This is a genomic window from Microbispora sp. H10670 (assembly GCF_014161385.1).
Classification (GTDB): domain Bacteria; phylum Actinomycetota; class Actinomycetes; order Streptosporangiales; family Streptosporangiaceae; genus Microbispora; species Microbispora triticiradicis.
The window spans coordinates 196,276-212,742 of sequence record NZ_JABBWW010000008.1; the positions used below are offsets into that span (position 1 = coordinate 196,276).

Genomic DNA, 16,467 nt, shown 5'->3' on the forward strand with positions numbered 1-16,467 from the left:
GCATGACCTGTCACCGAAGAGCTAGGGACGCCGATCGCTTCCTGACGCACATCCGATTCCCGCTTGGACCCGCGCGACGACGTCCTCCAGTACGCCGGATCCGAGAAACCCCTCTTTGTACTGGACCCGAGCCAGACCGTGGCCCCGGGTGCGGTCCACGTAGAATTTCAGGTCGTCATACGTGCGCGCGCTTCTTGTGGGCACCCACTGCCATTCCGTACCCTCCGGACGAAAAAGCGTGGTGTCCGACACGATGACGCGTGGGACCCTGCGCCGCTTGAGTTCCGCGTTGAATCCGGTCAGCTCGCTGGCGTCGAAGCGGCCGGAACTCTCCAGAACCTGCCGCCGGCGGCGCAGGCCGGGCGGTCCGTCGCTCTCCAGTGCGGCCACGTCGACGATGAGCGGTTTGATCTCCACGAACGGCCCCGGCGCGGCGCGGAACGTCCTGTGCGTGTACGGATAGTGGAGCACCACCTGGCTTCCGGCCCACGGCGCCAGCGCCCGGGCGACCGACGCCAGGACCTCGTCGAAGGTCAGGCCGTCCCGGAGCGCGAATTGGCGGGTCCGCGCCCTGGCGATCAGTGGGATCCCGCGGATCCCGGGTGTCGCCACCTCGCCCAGCGCCTTCTCGACCGCATCGAGGTCGGCGCGCGGCAGGTCGTCGAAGCGCCGGTGGTATTCCGGCGTCTGCGAGAAGCCTCCGGAGGACATCGCGGCCCGGCGGCCGAAGTAACCGCGTATCCCGGCGAAGAGCTCCGCCGCGTCCCGTGCGTCGGTGGAGAGATGATTCAGCTTGCAGAAGAGCAGGGACTTTCCGCCCTCGACGAGCTGGAGCCGGACACGCAGCACCTCGTTGAGGGCCAGCGGATGCGCATTGTGATAGGACGTCGCAGCTTCCGCGATCAGGTCCGGATCGTCCGGCAAAGGGTGCCGGCCGACCTCGAACCCTGTCGTCACCGATTCCTCGGGGATATCCAGTGCATACGCGAGGGCGCGGGTGACACCCGTTTTCCTGATCATGGCGAGGAATTCCAACCGCAGCGCCATGGGATCGCCCCGGACATCACCCAGGTAAGCCGCGCGATGATTGATGTCGCATTCGAGGTTCAACTGAGAGGAAAATCGGTGAATCTCCCGAAGGGTGGGAGGCGCACCGCCGCGCAGGGCGTATTCCACTGGCCTTCCCTCATTCTCCAGCCGGACAACTTCACGTGACACTAGGCAGCCGGTTTCGGAGCTGTCAACGCACGCGGGATCCCCGTCGTTCAGCTCTTACGCGTATCGGCCGATCCTGCTACGTTTTCAACACCGCCATGCGAACAATGTTGGAGGCCGGCCCACCCGCGCTTCCGCCTCCACTTCACCCCGACCGGCTCCTCCTGGCTGAACCTGGTCACCGCCCTTCTGCACGTGAAGTGACCGAATTCCTGTGGTCTTGCCGAAAGGCCGAGGCGAGGCCCGAATACGCATCGATTCAACGGCGACGGCCGGCTCAGGTTGCGGCTCGAACAGGGAGCTTCCGAGGCCACTCAATCTCTCGGATCACCGGACACACATGTGAAAGGCTTGCCAAGTAGATGTTGCGCATGTCTGAGATCATCGAGCAAGCGCTGTGCCGCCATCCTGGCCTTCCTGCTCTGACCAGCGGGAACGTGACCTACGACTACACGGATCTGCACCTGCTGTCCCAGCGCGTCATCGCCCGGTTGAGCCGCAGCGCCCGGCCGGGACAGCGGGCCGTCATCGTGGGAGACCACAGCCTCGCCAGCGTCGTCTGGGCGATCGCCACATTGAGATCCGGGCTGATATACACACCGGTTCATGCTCTTTCCCCCGTCGACCGGCTCAGCCAGGAGATCCGCTGCGCCAAGCCGGCCGTCGTCGTGTGCTTCGACGAGGAGCTCGCCGGCACCCTGCGCCGGCTGACCGACGCCGAGGTGATCGTCGCGGGTCCGCTGGAGCGGATCGCGGCCGACGCGCCTATGGCGCCGACGCTTGAGGACACCCGGGAACCGATCGCCTACTCGATCTTCACCTCGGGCTCGACCGGAGAACCGAAACTGGTCGACGTCGGCCACCGCGGGCTCGAACCGCTCTGCCGGGCCCAGACCGCGGCGTTCGGCCTGCGCCCCGGTCTGCGGGTCCTCCAGTTCTCCTCTCTCGCGTTCGACGCCTCGATCTCGGAACTGGTGGCCACGCTCTACGCGGGGGCCACGATCGTCGTCCCCGACCGTACGGATCGCTCCTGGCTGGGCGCGGTGAACGACTGCCTGCTCGCGCGCCAGTGCGACCTCGCCACGCTGCCCCCTTCGGTGTACGCCAGGTTGGCCCCCGAGGCCGTCCGCACGCTCTCCACCGTCGTCTTCGCCGGCGAGGCGCTGACCGAACCGGAGTGCGAAAGGGCGCTCAAGCACGCCAGGGTGTTGAACGCCTACGGCCCCACCGAGGGGACCGTGTGCTTCTCCATCGCCGAAGTGATCGAGCACGTCGGTGACATCGGTACCCCGATCGACGGGTACGGCCTGCGGATCTTCGACGCGGAGACCGGGCGGTACGCCGATGCCGGCACGGGAGAGCTCGTCATCGTCGGTCCAGGCGTGGCCCTCGGCTACCACGGGGACGGCGAAGCGACGGCGAGCCGGTTCCGCACCATCGACGACGCTCCCGCGTACCACACCGGAGACCTCGTCTCCTACGCGAACGGGCGGCTTTCCTACATCGGCCGTACGGACGACCAGATCAAACGTCTGGGTCACCGGGTCAACCTGACCGGCCTTGAGACCCGTTTCTCCCAGGGACTCGGCTTCCGTGTCGCGATACTCGTCGCGGGCGGGCGCCTCGTCCTCGCCCATGTCGACGGACCCGGCGAAGCGGAGATCATGGCGCGTCTGCGCCGGCTCGCGCCCATGTGGGAACTCCCCGATCTCGTCGTGCGGCTTGACGCCATGCCTCTGACAGTGGGTGGAAAGGCAGACAAGAACGCCATAACCTGCTTGATCGGTGACGAGCACGGCCGGAGGCTCTCCCCGGACGCGGTCACCGAACCGGATATGACCGACTTCGATCGGGTCCGAGGGATCGCCGAAGAGCTGCTCGGACAGGCACTGGATCCCGACGCGTCCGTCTACGACGCGGGCGGCGGGTCTCTGACGCTCGTCTCCCTTCAGGTGCGGCTTGGCGAGCACTACGGCGAGGAGGTCGTCCAGACGGCGTTGGAAGCGCTTGACTACGACTTCACCGTCAACGGTTTCGTCGCGGCGCTCAACGGAGGCCGGGATCCGGGGAGCGGCACCGTCGCGTCCGTGGTGCGTGCCGCCGAGAAGGAGCTCGACGCCTGGCACGTGGCGTTGGTCACGCGCCGGGCCGGAGCGGAAGGCGATCGGCGACGCGTACTGATCACCGGCGCGTCCGGTTTCGTGGGCGGACGTGTGCTCGACCGCGCGCTCGATGTCTTCGACCACGTCTACGTCGCCACCACCGGCGTTCCGGAAGCGCTGCCGGCGGTACACGCCAAGCGGTGGGGGCGCGGAAGCGAGGACTACCGGAACGTCCACGTCGTCACGTTCGAGGAGCTCGGAAGAGCGGCGGAGAACGGAGAACTCGACTTCGGCGCGGTCATCCACTGCGGATACGAGGTCAACCACCTCCTTCCGCTGGAACGGCAGGTCGCGACGAACGTCGCCGCGACGAAGCAGGTGGCCCTCGCGGCGTCCTCCGCGGGGGCCGGCAAGTTCGCGTTCCTCTCCGCCGCTTCGAGCGGAGCGCTGTTCGACCCCGTGACCGTGGAGCGTGTCGCGGCGGTCCCCGAGCCGTATTCGCAGTCGAAACTGCTGTGCGAGATGTATCTGGACGAGCTGACCAGGGCAGGTTGCGCGGTCGACGTGCACCGGATGTCGCTGGTGTACGGCCACGGCCCCCAGGAAGGGGGCTTCCTCCGCAACGACAAGTACTTCCAGCTGCTCCGGCACTCGCGGAAGATCGGCGCGTTGCCCCGGCTCGTCGGCGGCCTGCCGGTCTGCGATGTCCGGACCGTGGTCGACAGGGTCGTCACCGGACTCGCGCACCCGGAACCGACGAAACAGATCATCGTCGATGACATCTACGACCTTGAGCGACTGGCCCACGCGATCGGCATCGGCGCCGCCGACGTGCTGGAGTTCGATCAGTGGTGCGAGGCCGTGAGCGCCGCCGGCGTTTCGGACCCACGGTGGCTCGCCGCGATCCGCGCGGCCGGACCGAATCTCGGCCCGATCGCCGGGCCGCACGGCCTTGAGAAGGGATCCCTCCTCGAAGAACTGATGCGCGTGCACGGGAACGGAGAGCACGTGCTCGTCCGAGACTGAGCCTCCGGGGGGCTCCCCCTCAGCAGGGCCATGGCACGGCTGGGGTCGAACCGCTCGGGTCCGATGACGGTCCGCCGCCCCTCGGCGGCGGCCAGGTCCACACCGTCACACGGCTCGTCGATCATCCGGGTACCCGAGCGCGGTCAGCCGCCGCCCATGCCGAGCGCGGTCAGCAGCACCAGGACCACGGTGACCACTGCCAGCAGGCCGTGTCCGGCCACGATCACGACCGGGAAGTGCCGCTCGGCCGGTCCCGCCGTACCGGTGGCGCCGGGCCCGCCGGCCACCGCCGTACGGGAGCGGTAGGCGGGGATCCACCGGGCGAACATCGCGAAGCCCAGCAGCGCGACCGGCACCAGCAGGACCAGCGCGACCCACGCCAGAGCGTCGATGCCGGCGAACAGGTACACGATCCACACCACCAGCCCGGCGGCGGCCAGCGCGAAGTGACCGAAGATCAGCCCTGGTGAGAAGCGGCTGGTACGCCGGCCGCCTCTGGCGATCCAGACGCCCAGCATCACGAAGCCGCCCACTGCGGTGAGCAGCCAGGTGACGAGTGCCGCGATAGCCATGATGAGTTCTCCTCCTGTGATGGTGGATGAGGGTCAGCGCCGGAAACCGCCGGCCTGGGTGACCTCGTCGGCCACCCGTACGCCGTAGCGGTAGGCGAGCTTGCCGCCCAGGTAGCCGGAGATCGCGAGCAGCGCCAGGCCGCCCGCCGAGAGCAGCAGCGGGCCGAGCTCGACCGGGCCCGCCGCCTCGCCGGCCCGGCGCCAGAGGAACCCGGCGGCGTACGCGGCGGTGATCACGAGGTTCAGGCCCATGTGGAGCAGACCCGTGCGGAACGCCGGCGTGCCGGCCGGGATGGCGAACAGGTCGAGGAAGCCGACCGACGCCGCGGCCAGCGCGCCGAGCACGCCGATGGCGATCAGCCACTTCGAGCCCTCGGCGAGGAAGCCCGGATCGGGCGCGAACCTGGAGGCGAGGTCGAAGACCATGCTCGCCACCCAGGCCCCGATGGGCACCGTGACCAGCATCGGATGGAACGGATGACCGTACGGCCCGGCCAGGACCGCGCTGACCGGTCGTTTCGCCTCGTGCAGTGCTCCACCGGCCATCGTCGACCTCCGCATGCGTCCGCTAGTTACGCCAACAAATGTTGGTCTTATTCGCTCCGGTGGTCAAGGGACTCCGCGAACTGAAGGGCTTGAGGTTTTCCGACCGCAGTCGCGGGCGTTATCGTGACCGGGTGACGACCGATCCCGCGATCACGGCGGTGGCCGCGCTCGACGACGTGCTGCGCCGGGGCATGTACGCCTACATCCGCAGGGCGCACCGCCCGGTGACCCGTGACGAGGCCGCCGCCTCGGTCGGGATCTCCCGCAAGCTGGCCGCCTTCCACCTGGACAAACTGGTGGACGCCGGGCTGCTGCGCGCCCGTTACGAGCCGGTGGGCGGCATCCGCAAGGTCGGCCGCACGCCGAAGGTCTACGAGCCGGCCGAGACCGACATCCGCGTCACGATCCCCGAACGGCGGCACGAGGTGCTGGCCGGCATCCTCATGGACGCCGTCCTCGCGGAGGGCGAAGGTGAGAGCGCCCGTCAGTCGGCGGTCCGGGTGGCCGGCCGGCGCGGCGAAGAGCTCGGCGCCTCGGAACGCGCCCGGGCCAAGCCCGGCCGGCTCGGCGCGGAGCGCGCCCTCACGCTGCTCGAAGCCCTGCTGTCGCGGCACGGCTTCGAGCCCAGCCGGGAGTCCGCCACCTGCGTACGGCTGCGCAACTGCCCGTTCCATCCGCTCGCGGCGCGGGCCCCCGAACTGGTCTGCGGGATCAACCACGCCTTCCTCGACGGCGTGCTCACCGGCCTGGAGGCCCCGAAGGTGCAGGCCGTCCTGGTGCCCCGGCCGGGAGAGTGCTGCGTCGAACTGCGCTCCTCCCCTCAGGGCGACCGGCCCTGACCGGCGCGGCCGGCGGCGGGGAGCGGGCGACCGCGAAGCCGTGCGGTAGAGGTGCCGGGCTTTACACCGGCTGTGTGCCCAGTCAGGGCGATCAGGGGGAATCACGGAGAATGCTGATCAGAGAGGCCCACGCGTCCGACTGGCCTGCCATTTGGCCCTTCTTCCACCGCATCGTGGCCGCCGGGGAAACCTTCACTTATCCCGTGGATTTGGGGAGGGAAGAGGGGCGCGACTGGTGGCTGTTGCCCGAGCCGAACCGCACGGTGGTCGCCGTGGACGACTCCGGCACGATTCTGGGCACGGCCAAGATGAACCGCAACCACATGGGCAACGCCGGACACATCGCCAGTGCCAGTTTCATGGTCGACCCGGCTCACGAGGGGCGGGGAGTGGGCCGTGCGCTCGGCGAATACGCGGTGGGATGGGCGCGGGCGGCCGGCTTCCGGGCCATGCAGTTCAACGCGGTCGTGGAGACCAACGTGCGCGCGGTGGGACTGTACCGTTCGCTCGGATTCGAGGTGCTGGGCACCTTGCCGGAGGGTTTCCGCCACCCCGTGCGCGGCTACGTGGGTCTGCACATCATGCACCGCGCCCTGTGAGTCCGCCCCCATCACGACGTCGCAGGTCTTGACCGGGCCCCGGAACTTCCCTGTGGAGCGGGTCAGGCCGAGAGGGCGGTGGCGCGGCCGAGGAACAGGTCGCGCTCGCGTGCGTTCCGGGTCAGCTCGGCGGCGCGGCGGAACTCGGCGGCCGCCTCCTCGGACCGGCCGAGCCTGGCCAGCAGGTCTCCGCGTACGGCGGGCAGGTGCGCGTACCCGCGCAGGGCGTGCTCGTCCCTGAGGCCGTCGGCGATCTCCAGCCCGCGCGCGGGCCCGTACGCCATGCCGACCGCGACCGCCCGGTTCAGCTCGACGACGGGCGACGGGGTGAGGTGGGCCAGCAGCCGGTAGAGGGCGGCGATGCGTTCCCAGTCGGTGGCCCGCGGGGTGAGCGCGCGGGCGTGGCACGCGGCGATGGCCGCCTGCAGCCCGTACGGCCCGAGCGTGCCCAGTTCCTCGGCGCGGCGCAGCGCCTCCAGGCCGCGGCGCACCAGGAGCCGGTCCCAGCGACCGCGGTCCTGGTCGAGCAGGAGGACGGGCGCGCCGTCGGGGGCGGTTCTGGCCGGGATGCGCGACGCCTGGAGTTCCATGAGCGCCAGGAGGCCGTGCACCTCGGGTTCGGCGGGCATGAGGCCGGCCAGGACACGCCCGAGGCGCATGGCCTCCTGGCACAGCGACGGGCGGATCCAGTCGTCGCCGGAGGTCGCGGCGTACCCCTCGTTGAAGATCAGGTAGACGACCTCCAGAAGGGAGGCCAGCCGCGCCGGGAGCTCCGCGGGCGGCGGCAGCTCGATCGGGATCTTCTTGTCGGCGAGCGTGCGCTTGGCGCGTGAGATGCGTTGCCCGACGGTGGGCTCGGGCACGAGGAAGGCGCGGGCGATCTCGGCGGTGGACAGGCCGCCGAGCAGGCGGAGGGTGAGCGCGAGCCGGCCTTCGGCGGGGAGCGCGGGATGGCAGGCGGTGAAGATCAGGCGGAGCAGGTCGTCGCCGATGTGGTCGTCGAGGGCGTCGTCGAGCTCGGCTTCCGCCGACTCCTGGCGGAGCTCCAGGTCCCGGCCGATCTCCCGCAGCTTGCGCTGGTAGATGTCGCGACGGCGGAACCGGTCGAGGGCCCGGTGCTTCGCGGTGAGCGTCAGCCAGGCCCCCGGATTGTCCGGCACTCCCTTACGGGGCCACTCTTCGAGCGCGGCCACCAGCGCGTCCTGCGCCAGCTCCTCGGCCAGCCCGATGTCGTTCACCATGCGGGCCAGGGCGGCGATGACGCGGGCGGACTCGATCCGCCACACCGCCTCCACCGCCCGGTGCGGATCAGGTGACGTCATGCGTCCTGCATACCGCATCCGGCCGCGGAGCGACGTCCGTGGCCGGGTACGGAGACAGGTGCGGGGACAGGGACGGTTCAGGCGGGTGCGGCGAAGTCCTCGGGCCCGAACAGCCGCAGTACGTCGGCCTCGCCCTCCCATCCAGGCCACAGGTCGCGGTGCAGCTTCAGGAAGCGGGTGGCCCATTCCACCGCCTCCTCCTTGCTCCGCACCTCGTACAGCGCATAGCTGATCAGCTCCTTGGCCTCGGCGAACGGCCCGTCGCTGACGACCAGCCGGCCGCCGGCGACCTCGACTCTCGCCCCCTCGGCGCTGCCCGCCAGGCCGCTGGTGTCAAGCAGGGTCCCGGCCTCGGTGGCCTCCTGGCCGAGCTTGACGATGGCCTCCATGAGGTCGGCCGGCGGCGGCCCGTCGGGCTGGGCGGCGACCTTGAGGGTGACCAGGTATCGCATCGTGAACTGCCTTTCTCTAGAAGATCGAGGGTGGAAGGTCAGGCGGCTTCGCGGGACAGGTCCAGCGACACCAGCGACAGCCAGGTCCAGACCGCCACGATGCCGGCGACGAACATCAGGTTCGTCCAGGCGGCGCCGCCGCCGGCCGCGATGCCGGCGAACGAGCCGAGGAACAGGGTGCCCGTGACACGGGAGTGCAGGGCGCTGCCGCCGCGACCCTCACGGGCCTGCCGCGAGGCGACGACGTGGCAGGCCGCCGCCATGCACAGGAACCCGACGCCCCCGACCGCCATGTGCAGGGTCCCCGCGAGGGTGACGGCTCCCGGCCCCTCCGGGGTGCCGGCGGGGAAGCCCATGGCGGGGTCGGCGGGGAAGACCGCCGCTCCGATCATGCTCGCGCCGAAGACGCCGACCAGGATCGGCGCCCACCGGGCTGCCCGTCCGGGCGCCAGGGCGTGGCGCAGGCCGACGGCGGCGGTGATCGTGGCCAGGCCGGTGAGGACGAAGTTGGCCGTCTGGATCCAGCCGAGATCGCCGTTGGCGAGGTAGCTCCACGGATGGCGGGCCAGGTCGAATCCCTCCCGGGTGAGCGCCTGGGCCATGGCGACGGTCACGTACGAAGGACCGGCGACGACGCCGCAGCCGAGGAGCAGGCGCTGGGCGGAGACCGGTCGGAAGAAGGCGATCTGGGTCATGCTGGTCGTCACCTCGTGTCGGCGGGGCCGGCCCGTCCGGCCCTCTGGATACGCTGCGAACGAGCCGGGCCGGTTTCGACACGCGTCCAGAGGATTTTTCAAGATTTTCCTGACCCGCGTTCACGGCGCGGATCGGGCCTTCTCCGCGGCCCTTCCGGCATCCCTGGATCGGGCCGTTCTCGCGGCCCTTCAGGCAGCACTGTCCCGTGTTCCGGCCGGGACGTCACACTTGCCCCCCGCCGGTCCTCTCAGGAGTCATGACCGTTCCCGTACGCGTACAGTGGGCGAGCCGTCGTCCGGCGGCTCGTCGCCACGAATGAGCCTTCGATGCCGACCGCCTACGTCGTCACCGCTCTGGTGACCATCGCCTTCAACACGTTCTCCGGGGTCGCGGCCATGACCCGGCTCGCGCCGATCATGCGTACCCTCGGCCCCGCGCTCGCCCGAGCCGGCGTGCCGGAGTCGTGGCTGGTCTGGCCGATCGGCGCGCTCAAGGCCCTGGGCGCGCTGGGACTCGCGCTCGGGCTGCTCGGCGTGCCCCTCGTCGGCACGGCCGCCGCCGCGGGCCTCGTCCTCTACTTCGTCTGCGCCCTCTACACCCATCTACGCGTCCGCGACCTCTCCCCCCAGTTCTTCCTGGCGGTCGTGTTCCTCGTCCTGGCGGTCGCCACACTGGCGCTCGATCCCGCCCTCGTGCTGCACCTGTCCCGGCGAGGAGTCGCATGATGGGCGAAACCCCCGCGGCCGAGGCGTTCGCCGGCCACCGCGAGTTGCTGTTCTCCATCGTCTACAACATGCTCGGCACGGTCGGCGACACCGAGGACGTGCTCCAGGAGACCTGGCTGGCGTGGGCGGCACGGGACGTGACCGGCATCGCCAACCCCCGGGCGTACCTGGTGCGGGTCGCGGTCAACCAGGCCCTCGCCCACCAGAGCGCGCTGCGCCGTCGCAAGGAGACCTACCTGGGCCCGTGGCTGCCGGAACCGCTGGTCACCGGTCCCGACGCCGCCGAGCCCGCCGTACGCGGGGAGTCGGTGTCGATCGCGCTGCTGGTGGTCCTGGAGACGCTCACCCCGCTGGAGCGGGCCGTGTTCGTCCTGCACGAGGTGTTCGCCTACCGGCACACCGAGATCGCCGCCATGCTCGATCGCGGCCCGGCCGCGATCCGGCAGATCGCCCACCGGGCGCGCGAGCACGTGCAGGCACGGCGCCCGCGCGCCCGGGTCGACCGGCGTACGCACCGGGAGGTGACCGAGCGCTTCGTCGCGGCGGCGTTCGGCGGTGACCTGCCCGCGCTGATGGAGATGCTCGCGCCCGACGTCGTCCTGTGGCCCGACGGCGGAGGCAGGTCGGCGGTGGGTGGGCCGCGGCCGGTCCGCGGCCGCGACAAGGTCGCCCGGGTGGTGGTGGCCAACGCGCGCGGCGGCGTGGACGTCCGGTATCACCAGGTCAACGGCGACCCCTCGGTGGTGGTCTTCGCCGAGGACGCGCCCCTCGCGGTGATGGTGCTCGATCTCGAAGCCGACGGGGAGCAGGTGCGCGACATCTACGTGGTCAGCAACCCCGACAAGCTCGGATCCGTCCCCGGCCACGCCGCCAAGGGAGGCTCGGTACCCCCCGCACGACGCTCCTGACGGTTCTCCAGCACCAGGAAACACTCGTTTGGAGATGAGCCACGACAGCCACTTAGGGCTCTCGATAGAGTTGGAACTCTGCTCGCCCCTCCACGAAAGGCCAGAGATCACCAGTGGCTAATTCGTTCGTTCACCTGCATGTTCACACCGAGTACTCCATGCTGGACGGAGCGGCGAAGATCGGCAAGCTGGCCCAGCGGGCGGCGGAGCTGGGCATGCCCGCGATCGCGATGAGCGACCACGGCAACATGTTCGGCGCCTACGAGTTCCAGTCGAAGATGAAGTCGGCCGGGGTCAAGCCGATCATCGGCATCGAGGGGTACGTCAGCCCCGAATCCCGCCACTACAAGCAGCCGGTGTTCTGGGGAGAGCCCCACCAGCGCAAGTCCGACGAGCGCACCGGCCTCGGCGGTGACGTGTCGGCCAGCGGCACCTATCTGCACAAGACGATGTGGGCGGTCAACGCCCAGGGTCTGCGGAACCTGTTCAGGATCTCGTCGCTGGCCTCCCTCGAAGGCCACATGAAGAAGTACCCCCGCATGGACGACGACCTGTTCGAGCAGTACCACGAGGGGATCGTCGCCACCACGGGCTGCCCGTCCGGCGCGGTGCAGACGCGGCTCCGGCTCGGGCAGTACGACAAGGCGCTGGAACACGCCGCCAAGTACCAGGAGATCTTCGGGCGGGACAACTACTTCCTGGAGATCATGGACCACGGGGGGATCCCGATCGAGACGGGGGTCCGCGAGGACCTGCTGCGGATCGGCAAGACCCTCGGCATCCCGCCCCTGGTCACCAACGACTCCCACTACGTCACCGAGGACCAGTCCAAGGCCCACGACGCGCTGCTCTGCGTCGGCACGAACTCCCTGCTCAGCGATCCCAGCCGGTTCCGCTTCTCCGGCAACGGCTACTACGTGCGCACCGCCGAGGAGATGTGGGCGCTCGACCCCGGCTCCGACCTGTGGGCCGAGGGCTGCAAGAACACGCTGCTGATCGCCGAGCGGGTCGAGCCGTACGACGAGGTCTTCGCCCACCGCGACCTCGCGGCCAAGTTCCCGGTCCCCGAAGGGGAGACCGAGATGAGCTGGCTGCGCAAGGAGGCCCACAGCGGCGCGGTGCGACGCTACGGCGACCCCGTGCCGGCCGAGGTGCTGGAGCGCATCGAGTACGAGCTCGGCGTCATCGAGGGCATGGGCTTTCCCGGCTACTTCCTCGTCGTCGCGGACATCTGCCGCTACGCCCGGGAGAGCGGCATCTGGCTCGGCCCGGGCCGAGGATCGGCCACCGGGTCGATGGTGGCCTACGTCACCGGGATCACCGAGCTCGACCCCATCGAGCACTCCCTGCTGTTCGAGCGGTTCCTGAACCCCGAACGCATCTCCATGCCCGACGTCGACCTCGACTTCGACGAGCGTAGGCGCGGTGACATGATCCGTTATGTCACGGAGAAGTATGGCGAGGACAACGTCTCGCTGATCATCACGTACATGACGATCAAATCGAAGGCGGCGGTCAAGGACGCGGCTCGCGTCCTGGGCTACCCCTTCCCGGTGGGCGAGAAGATCACCAAGGCGTTCCCGCCGGCCGTCATGGGCAAGGAGATCCCGCTCACCGGCATCTTCGACGAGAAGCACCCCCGGTTCGCCGAGGCGACCGAGCTGCGGAAGCTCTACGAGGAAGACTCCGACGTCAAGCAGGTCATCGACACCGCGCTCGGCCTCGAAGGACTGACCCGGGGCACCGGCGTCCACGCGGCGGGCGTCATCCTGTCGTCGCAGCCGCTGATCGACGTAATGCCGATCTTCATGCGCCCCGACGACGGCGCCCGCATCACCGGCTTCGACGGGCCCAGCTCCGAGTCCATGGGCGCCCTGAAGATGGACTTCCTGGGCCTGCGGAACCTGACCGTCATCGGCGACGCGGTGCAGAACGTGAAGGACAACCGCGGCCTCGACCTGGACATGCTCAGCCTCGCGCTGGACGACAAGAAGACCTACGAGCTGCTGGCGCGCGGCGACACGCTCGGCGTGTTCCAGCTCGACAGCTCGATGATGCGGGACCTCACCAAGCTGATCGCCCCGACCCGGTTCGAGGACATCTCGTCCATCCTGGCCCTGGGCCGCCCCGGCCCGATGGGGGCGAACGCGCACGTCAACTACGCGCTGCGCAAGGCCGGGCAGCAGGAGATCACCCCGATCCACCCCTCGCTCAAGGAAGTGCTCGACCCGATCCTCGGCACCACCTACCACCTGGTGGTCTACCAGGAGCAGGTCATGGCCATCGCCCAGCAGCTGGCCGGCTACACCCTCGGTGGCGCCGACATCCTGCGTCGGGCGATGGGCAAGAAGAAGAAGGAGGAGATGGACAAGCAATGGGCCACCTTCTCCTCCGGCATGGTCGCCAAGGGCTACACCGAGGAAGCGGCGAAGGCCGTCTGGGACGTGCTGGAGCCGTTCAGCTCCTACGGCTTCAACAAGTCCCACACCGCCGGCTACGGACTCGTCTCCTACTGGACGGCCTACCTCAAGGCCAACTACCCGGCCGAGTACATGGCCGCCCTGCTGACCTCGGTCGGCACGAACAAGGACCGCATGGCGCTCTACCTGGCCGAGTGCCGCCGGATGAAGCTCAAGGTCCTGCCGCCCGACGTCAACGAGTCGGGCCTGCGTTTCTCCGCCGTCGGGGAGGACGTCCGCTTCGGACTGGGCGCGATCCAGAACGTCGGGGAGAACGCCATCAAGGGCATCATCTCCGCGCGCCGCGAGAAGGGCGCCTACACCGACTTCAACGACTTCCTGACCAAGGTCCCCCAGGTCGTCTGCAACAAGCGCACCATTGAATCCCTGATCAAGGCCGGAGCGTTCGACGGCCTCGGGCACACCCGCCAGGGGCTGATCCAGATCCACGACCAGGCCGTGGACGCCGTGATCGACGTCAAGCGCAAGGAGGCCCTCGGCCAGGACTCGCTGTTCGGCGCGTTCGACGACGACAGCGGGGCGGGCAGCGTCTTCCACATCTCCGTTCCCGAAGGGGAGTGGGACAAGAAGACGAAGCTGTCCTTCGAACGGGAGATGCTCGGCCTCTACGTCTCCGATCACCCGCTCAACGGCGCCGAACGCATCCTCGAACGCAACCGGGACCTGACCATCGCCCAGGTGCTGGACGGCCAGGCCGGGGCGGGGAACGTGCGCATCGCCGGCATCATCTCCGGCGTCGACAAGAAGGTGACCAAGAAGGGCGACGTCTGGGCCATCCTCAAGATCGAGGACCACGACGGCTCCATCGAGGTGCCCTGCTTCCCGCAGACCTACCAGCTGTACGGCACCAACCTCGCCCCCGACCTGGTCGTCGCCGTCACCGGCCGGATCCGCTCACGCGGCGACGGCGACGAGGCGACCATCTCCTTCAACGCCACCGACATCACCTTCCTCGACATCTCCGGCATCCAGGACGACGGCCGCGAACCCATCGTGATCGCCCTCCGTGAGGAGCGCGTCAACAGGGAGCTCGTCCACGAGCTCAAGCGGATCCTGACCGTCCACCCCGGCGAGACCCCCGTCCGGCTGCGCGTGGAGCGGCTCAACCGGAAGATCAACGTCGTTGAGCTGCCCGACTACGCGGTGAACATCAACAACGGCGCGTTCGCCGGCGACATCAAGGTCCTCCTGGGGGCGAACGCGCTCGTCGTGCCCTGACCGGAATTTCCCGTACGGTCCCCCGGCCGTATGCTGTCCGGCTTGTGAAGGGTGGACTGCTGGTCGCGGGGACCACGTCGGATGCCGGGAAGAGCGTGGTCACCGCCGGGATCTGCCGGTGGTTGGCCCGGCGGGGCGTGCGGGTCGCGCCGTTCAAGGCGCAGAACATGTCGCTCAACTCCTACGTGACCGCCGACGGCGCGGAGATCGGGCGGGCGCAGGCCGTGCAGGCGGCCGCCTGCGGGCTGGAGCCGACGGCCGACATGAACCCGATCCTGCTCAAGCCGGGCAGCGATCGGCGTAGCCAGGTCGTCGTACGCGGCCGGGCCGTCGCCGACGTCGACGCCATGGAGTACGGGGCCCGGCGGGACGAGCTGCGGGCCGTCGCCGTCGAGTCGTACCGGCGGCTGGCCCGCGAGTTCGACGTGGTGGTCTGCGAAGGCGCGGGCTCTCCGGCCGAGATCAACCTCCGGGCCGGGGACATCGCGAACATGGGCCTGGCCCGGGCGGCCGGGCTGCCGGTGGTCGTGGTGGGGGACATCGACCGCGGCGGGGTCTTCGCGCACATGTACGGCACGGTCGCGCTGCTGGACGCCGCCGACCAGGCGCACATCTCCGGCTTCATCGTGAACAAGTTCCGGGGCGCGCGCGAGCTGCTCGCGCCCGGGCTGGACATGATCGAGGGGCTGACCGGGCGCCGCGTCTACGGCGTGCTTCCCTGGCTCGACGGGCTCTGGATGGACGTCGAGGACTCCCTGTCGCTCGACACCCGGCCGCTCGACACCCGGCCACGGGGCGCGGCGGCGGCCGGTGGTGCGCTGCGGGTGACGGTCGTGCGGTATCCGCGGATCTCGAACTTCACCGACGTGGACGCGCTGGCCGCCGAGCCGGGGGTCGCGGTCACGTTCGCCACGTCCCCGGCCGAGTGCGCGGAGGCCGACCTGCTGGTCCTGCCCGGTTCGCGGGCCACCGTGAGCGACCTCGCCTGGTTGCGGGAGACCGGGATCGCCGATGTCGTGGCGGGGAGAACGGGACCGGTGCTCGGCGTCTGCGGGGGCTACCAGATGCTCGCCCGTACCATCACCGACCAGGTCGAGTCGGGTGCCGGCACGGTCGCCGGGCTGGGACTGCTCCCGGCCGACGTCGTGTTCGCCGCCGAGAAGACGCTCGGGCGGCCGAGCGGCGAGGCCTACGGCCATCCCGTGGAGGCGTACGAGATCCACCACGGGATCGTGACGCGCGACGCGGGCGAGGAGTTCCTCGACGGCTGCCGGGTGGGGAACGTGTGGGGCACCACCTGGCACGGAGCGCTGGAGAACGACGGGTTCCGGCGGGCGTTCCTCGGTGAGGTGGCGCGGGCGGCGGGACGCGAGTTCCACGCCGGCCCGGGCGTCTCCTTCGCGGCGCTGCGGGAGGCACGGCTGGACGCGCTCGGGGACCTCGTCGAGCGGAACGTCGACACCGCCGCGTTGCTCGCCCTCATCGCGGGCGGGCCGCCCTCAGGACTCCGGGTCCTGCCACCCGGCGCGGCCTGAGGTTGTTGACGCTGATTGTCCGGAACGGGTACCGTCCGGAAGGTTTCGCGGTGACCAAGGGAAATCCGGTGAGATGCCGGTGCGGTCGCGCCACTGTATCCGGGGCATGGACCCCGGGAGCCAGGTCGCTTGGCCACCGTGACCTCGTCTGCCGGGACGCGTCATCCCTGAGGAGGCCCTTGTGAGCGACCTTCGCCCCGTCGAGCACCAGCCGCGCGGCTGAGCCGTGCTG

At 69.7% G+C, this 16,467-nt stretch carries 13 protein-coding genes and 1 riboswitch; of the genes, 7 read left to right on the forward strand and 6 right to left on the reverse strand.

All coding sequences use genetic code 11. From position 1 onward, the window contains the following. Positions 1–21: 21 nt before the first annotated feature. The gene (locus tag HHX33_RS14495) at positions 22–1,176 is read right to left on the reverse strand and encodes a hypothetical protein (RefSeq protein WP_182875046.1); all 1,155 of its coding nucleotides are present in this window, start codon (positions 1,174–1,176) and stop codon (positions 22–24) included. A gap of 410 nt (positions 1,177–1,586) precedes the next feature. Here HHX33_RS14495 and HHX33_RS14500 point away from each other — a divergent pair, with 410 nt between their 5' ends. Then, positions 1,587–4,343: an AMP-binding protein gene (locus tag HHX33_RS14500; RefSeq protein ID WP_182875047.1), complete on the forward strand. Its 2,757-nt coding sequence runs from the start codon at positions 1,587–1,589 to the stop codon at positions 4,341–4,343. Positions 4,344–4,486: 143 nt separating this feature from the next. On the opposite strand, the gene HHX33_RS14505 is transcribed toward HHX33_RS14500, so the two are convergent. Together HHX33_RS14505 and HHX33_RS14510 are read right to left on the reverse strand one after the other, a co-directional pair. Then, positions 4,487–4,915, reverse strand: a complete 429-nt coding sequence (locus tag HHX33_RS14505; RefSeq protein ID WP_182875048.1) for a hypothetical protein — start codon at positions 4,913–4,915, stop codon at positions 4,487–4,489. 33 nt (positions 4,916–4,948) lie between these two features. After that, positions 4,949–5,461 carry a DUF2231 domain-containing protein gene (locus HHX33_RS14510; protein WP_138461598.1) on the reverse strand — a complete coding sequence of 171 codons (513 nt, stop codon included), beginning with the start codon at positions 5,459–5,461 and terminating at the stop codon, positions 4,949–4,951. 131 nt (positions 5,462–5,592) lie between these two features. Between HHX33_RS14510 and HHX33_RS14515 the strand changes: the two genes are divergently transcribed. Both HHX33_RS14515 and HHX33_RS14520 read left to right on the forward strand, forming a co-directional pair. Then, positions 5,593–6,300, forward strand: coding sequence for a helix-turn-helix transcriptional regulator (locus HHX33_RS14515; protein ID WP_220501819.1), 708 nt, complete (start codon positions 5,593–5,595; stop codon positions 6,298–6,300). Positions 6,301–6,410: 110 nt separating this feature from the next. Beyond that, entirely contained in the window at positions 6,411–6,899 is a 489-nt protein-coding gene (locus HHX33_RS14520) for a GNAT family N-acetyltransferase (RefSeq protein WP_182875050.1), read from the forward strand. A 62-nt stretch (positions 6,900–6,961) separates the two neighbouring features. Here HHX33_RS14520 and HHX33_RS14525 read toward each other — a convergent pair whose 3' ends face one another. The 3 genes from HHX33_RS14525 to HHX33_RS14535 all read right to left on the reverse strand — a co-directional run bounded on the left by HHX33_RS14525 (position 6,962) and on the right by HHX33_RS14535 (position 9,368). Then, positions 6,962–8,221 carry an RNA polymerase sigma factor gene (locus tag HHX33_RS14525; protein ID WP_182875051.1) on the reverse strand — a complete coding sequence of 420 codons (1,260 nt, stop codon included), beginning with the start codon at positions 8,219–8,221 and terminating at the stop codon, positions 6,962–6,964. Between the two features lie 77 nt (positions 8,222–8,298). Beyond that, positions 8,299–8,673, reverse strand: coding sequence for a YciI family protein (locus HHX33_RS14530; protein ID WP_182875052.1), 375 nt, complete (start codon positions 8,671–8,673; stop codon positions 8,299–8,301). Between the two features lie 38 nt (positions 8,674–8,711). Then, on the reverse strand, positions 8,712–9,368 hold the full coding sequence (locus HHX33_RS14535; protein ID WP_182875053.1) for a DUF998 domain-containing protein: 657 nt from the start codon (positions 9,366–9,368) through the stop codon (positions 8,712–8,714). A 327-nt stretch (positions 9,369–9,695) separates the two neighbouring features. Here HHX33_RS14535 and HHX33_RS14540 point away from each other — a divergent pair, with 327 nt between their 5' ends. The 4 genes from HHX33_RS14540 to HHX33_RS14555 all read left to right on the forward strand — a co-directional run bounded on the left by HHX33_RS14540 (position 9,696) and on the right by HHX33_RS14555 (position 16,235). Further along, positions 9,696–10,094 carry a DoxX family protein gene (locus HHX33_RS14540; RefSeq protein ID WP_182875054.1) on the forward strand — a complete coding sequence of 133 codons (399 nt, stop codon included), beginning with the start codon at positions 9,696–9,698 and terminating at the stop codon, positions 10,092–10,094. Then, positions 10,091–11,002: an RNA polymerase sigma factor SigJ gene (sigJ, locus tag HHX33_RS14545; RefSeq protein ID WP_182875055.1), complete on the forward strand. Its 912-nt coding sequence runs from the start codon at positions 10,091–10,093 to the stop codon at positions 11,000–11,002. The genes HHX33_RS14540 and sigJ overlap by 4 nt, the downstream gene beginning before the upstream one ends. Before the next feature lie 113 nt (positions 11,003–11,115). Then, positions 11,116–14,700 (forward strand): DNA polymerase III subunit alpha, encoded by a 3,585-nt coding sequence (gene dnaE, locus HHX33_RS14550; protein WP_182875056.1) that lies wholly within the window; start codon positions 11,116–11,118, stop codon positions 14,698–14,700. 44 nt (positions 14,701–14,744) lie between these two features. Beyond that, positions 14,745–16,235, forward strand: coding sequence for a cobyric acid synthase (locus HHX33_RS14555; RefSeq protein WP_182875057.1), 1,491 nt, complete (start codon positions 14,745–14,747; stop codon positions 16,233–16,235). 32 nt (positions 16,236–16,267) lie between these two features. Continuing rightward, positions 16,268–16,415: riboswitch (adenosylcobalamin (AdoCbl) riboswitch) on the forward strand. Positions 16,416–16,467 lie beyond the last annotated feature (52 nt).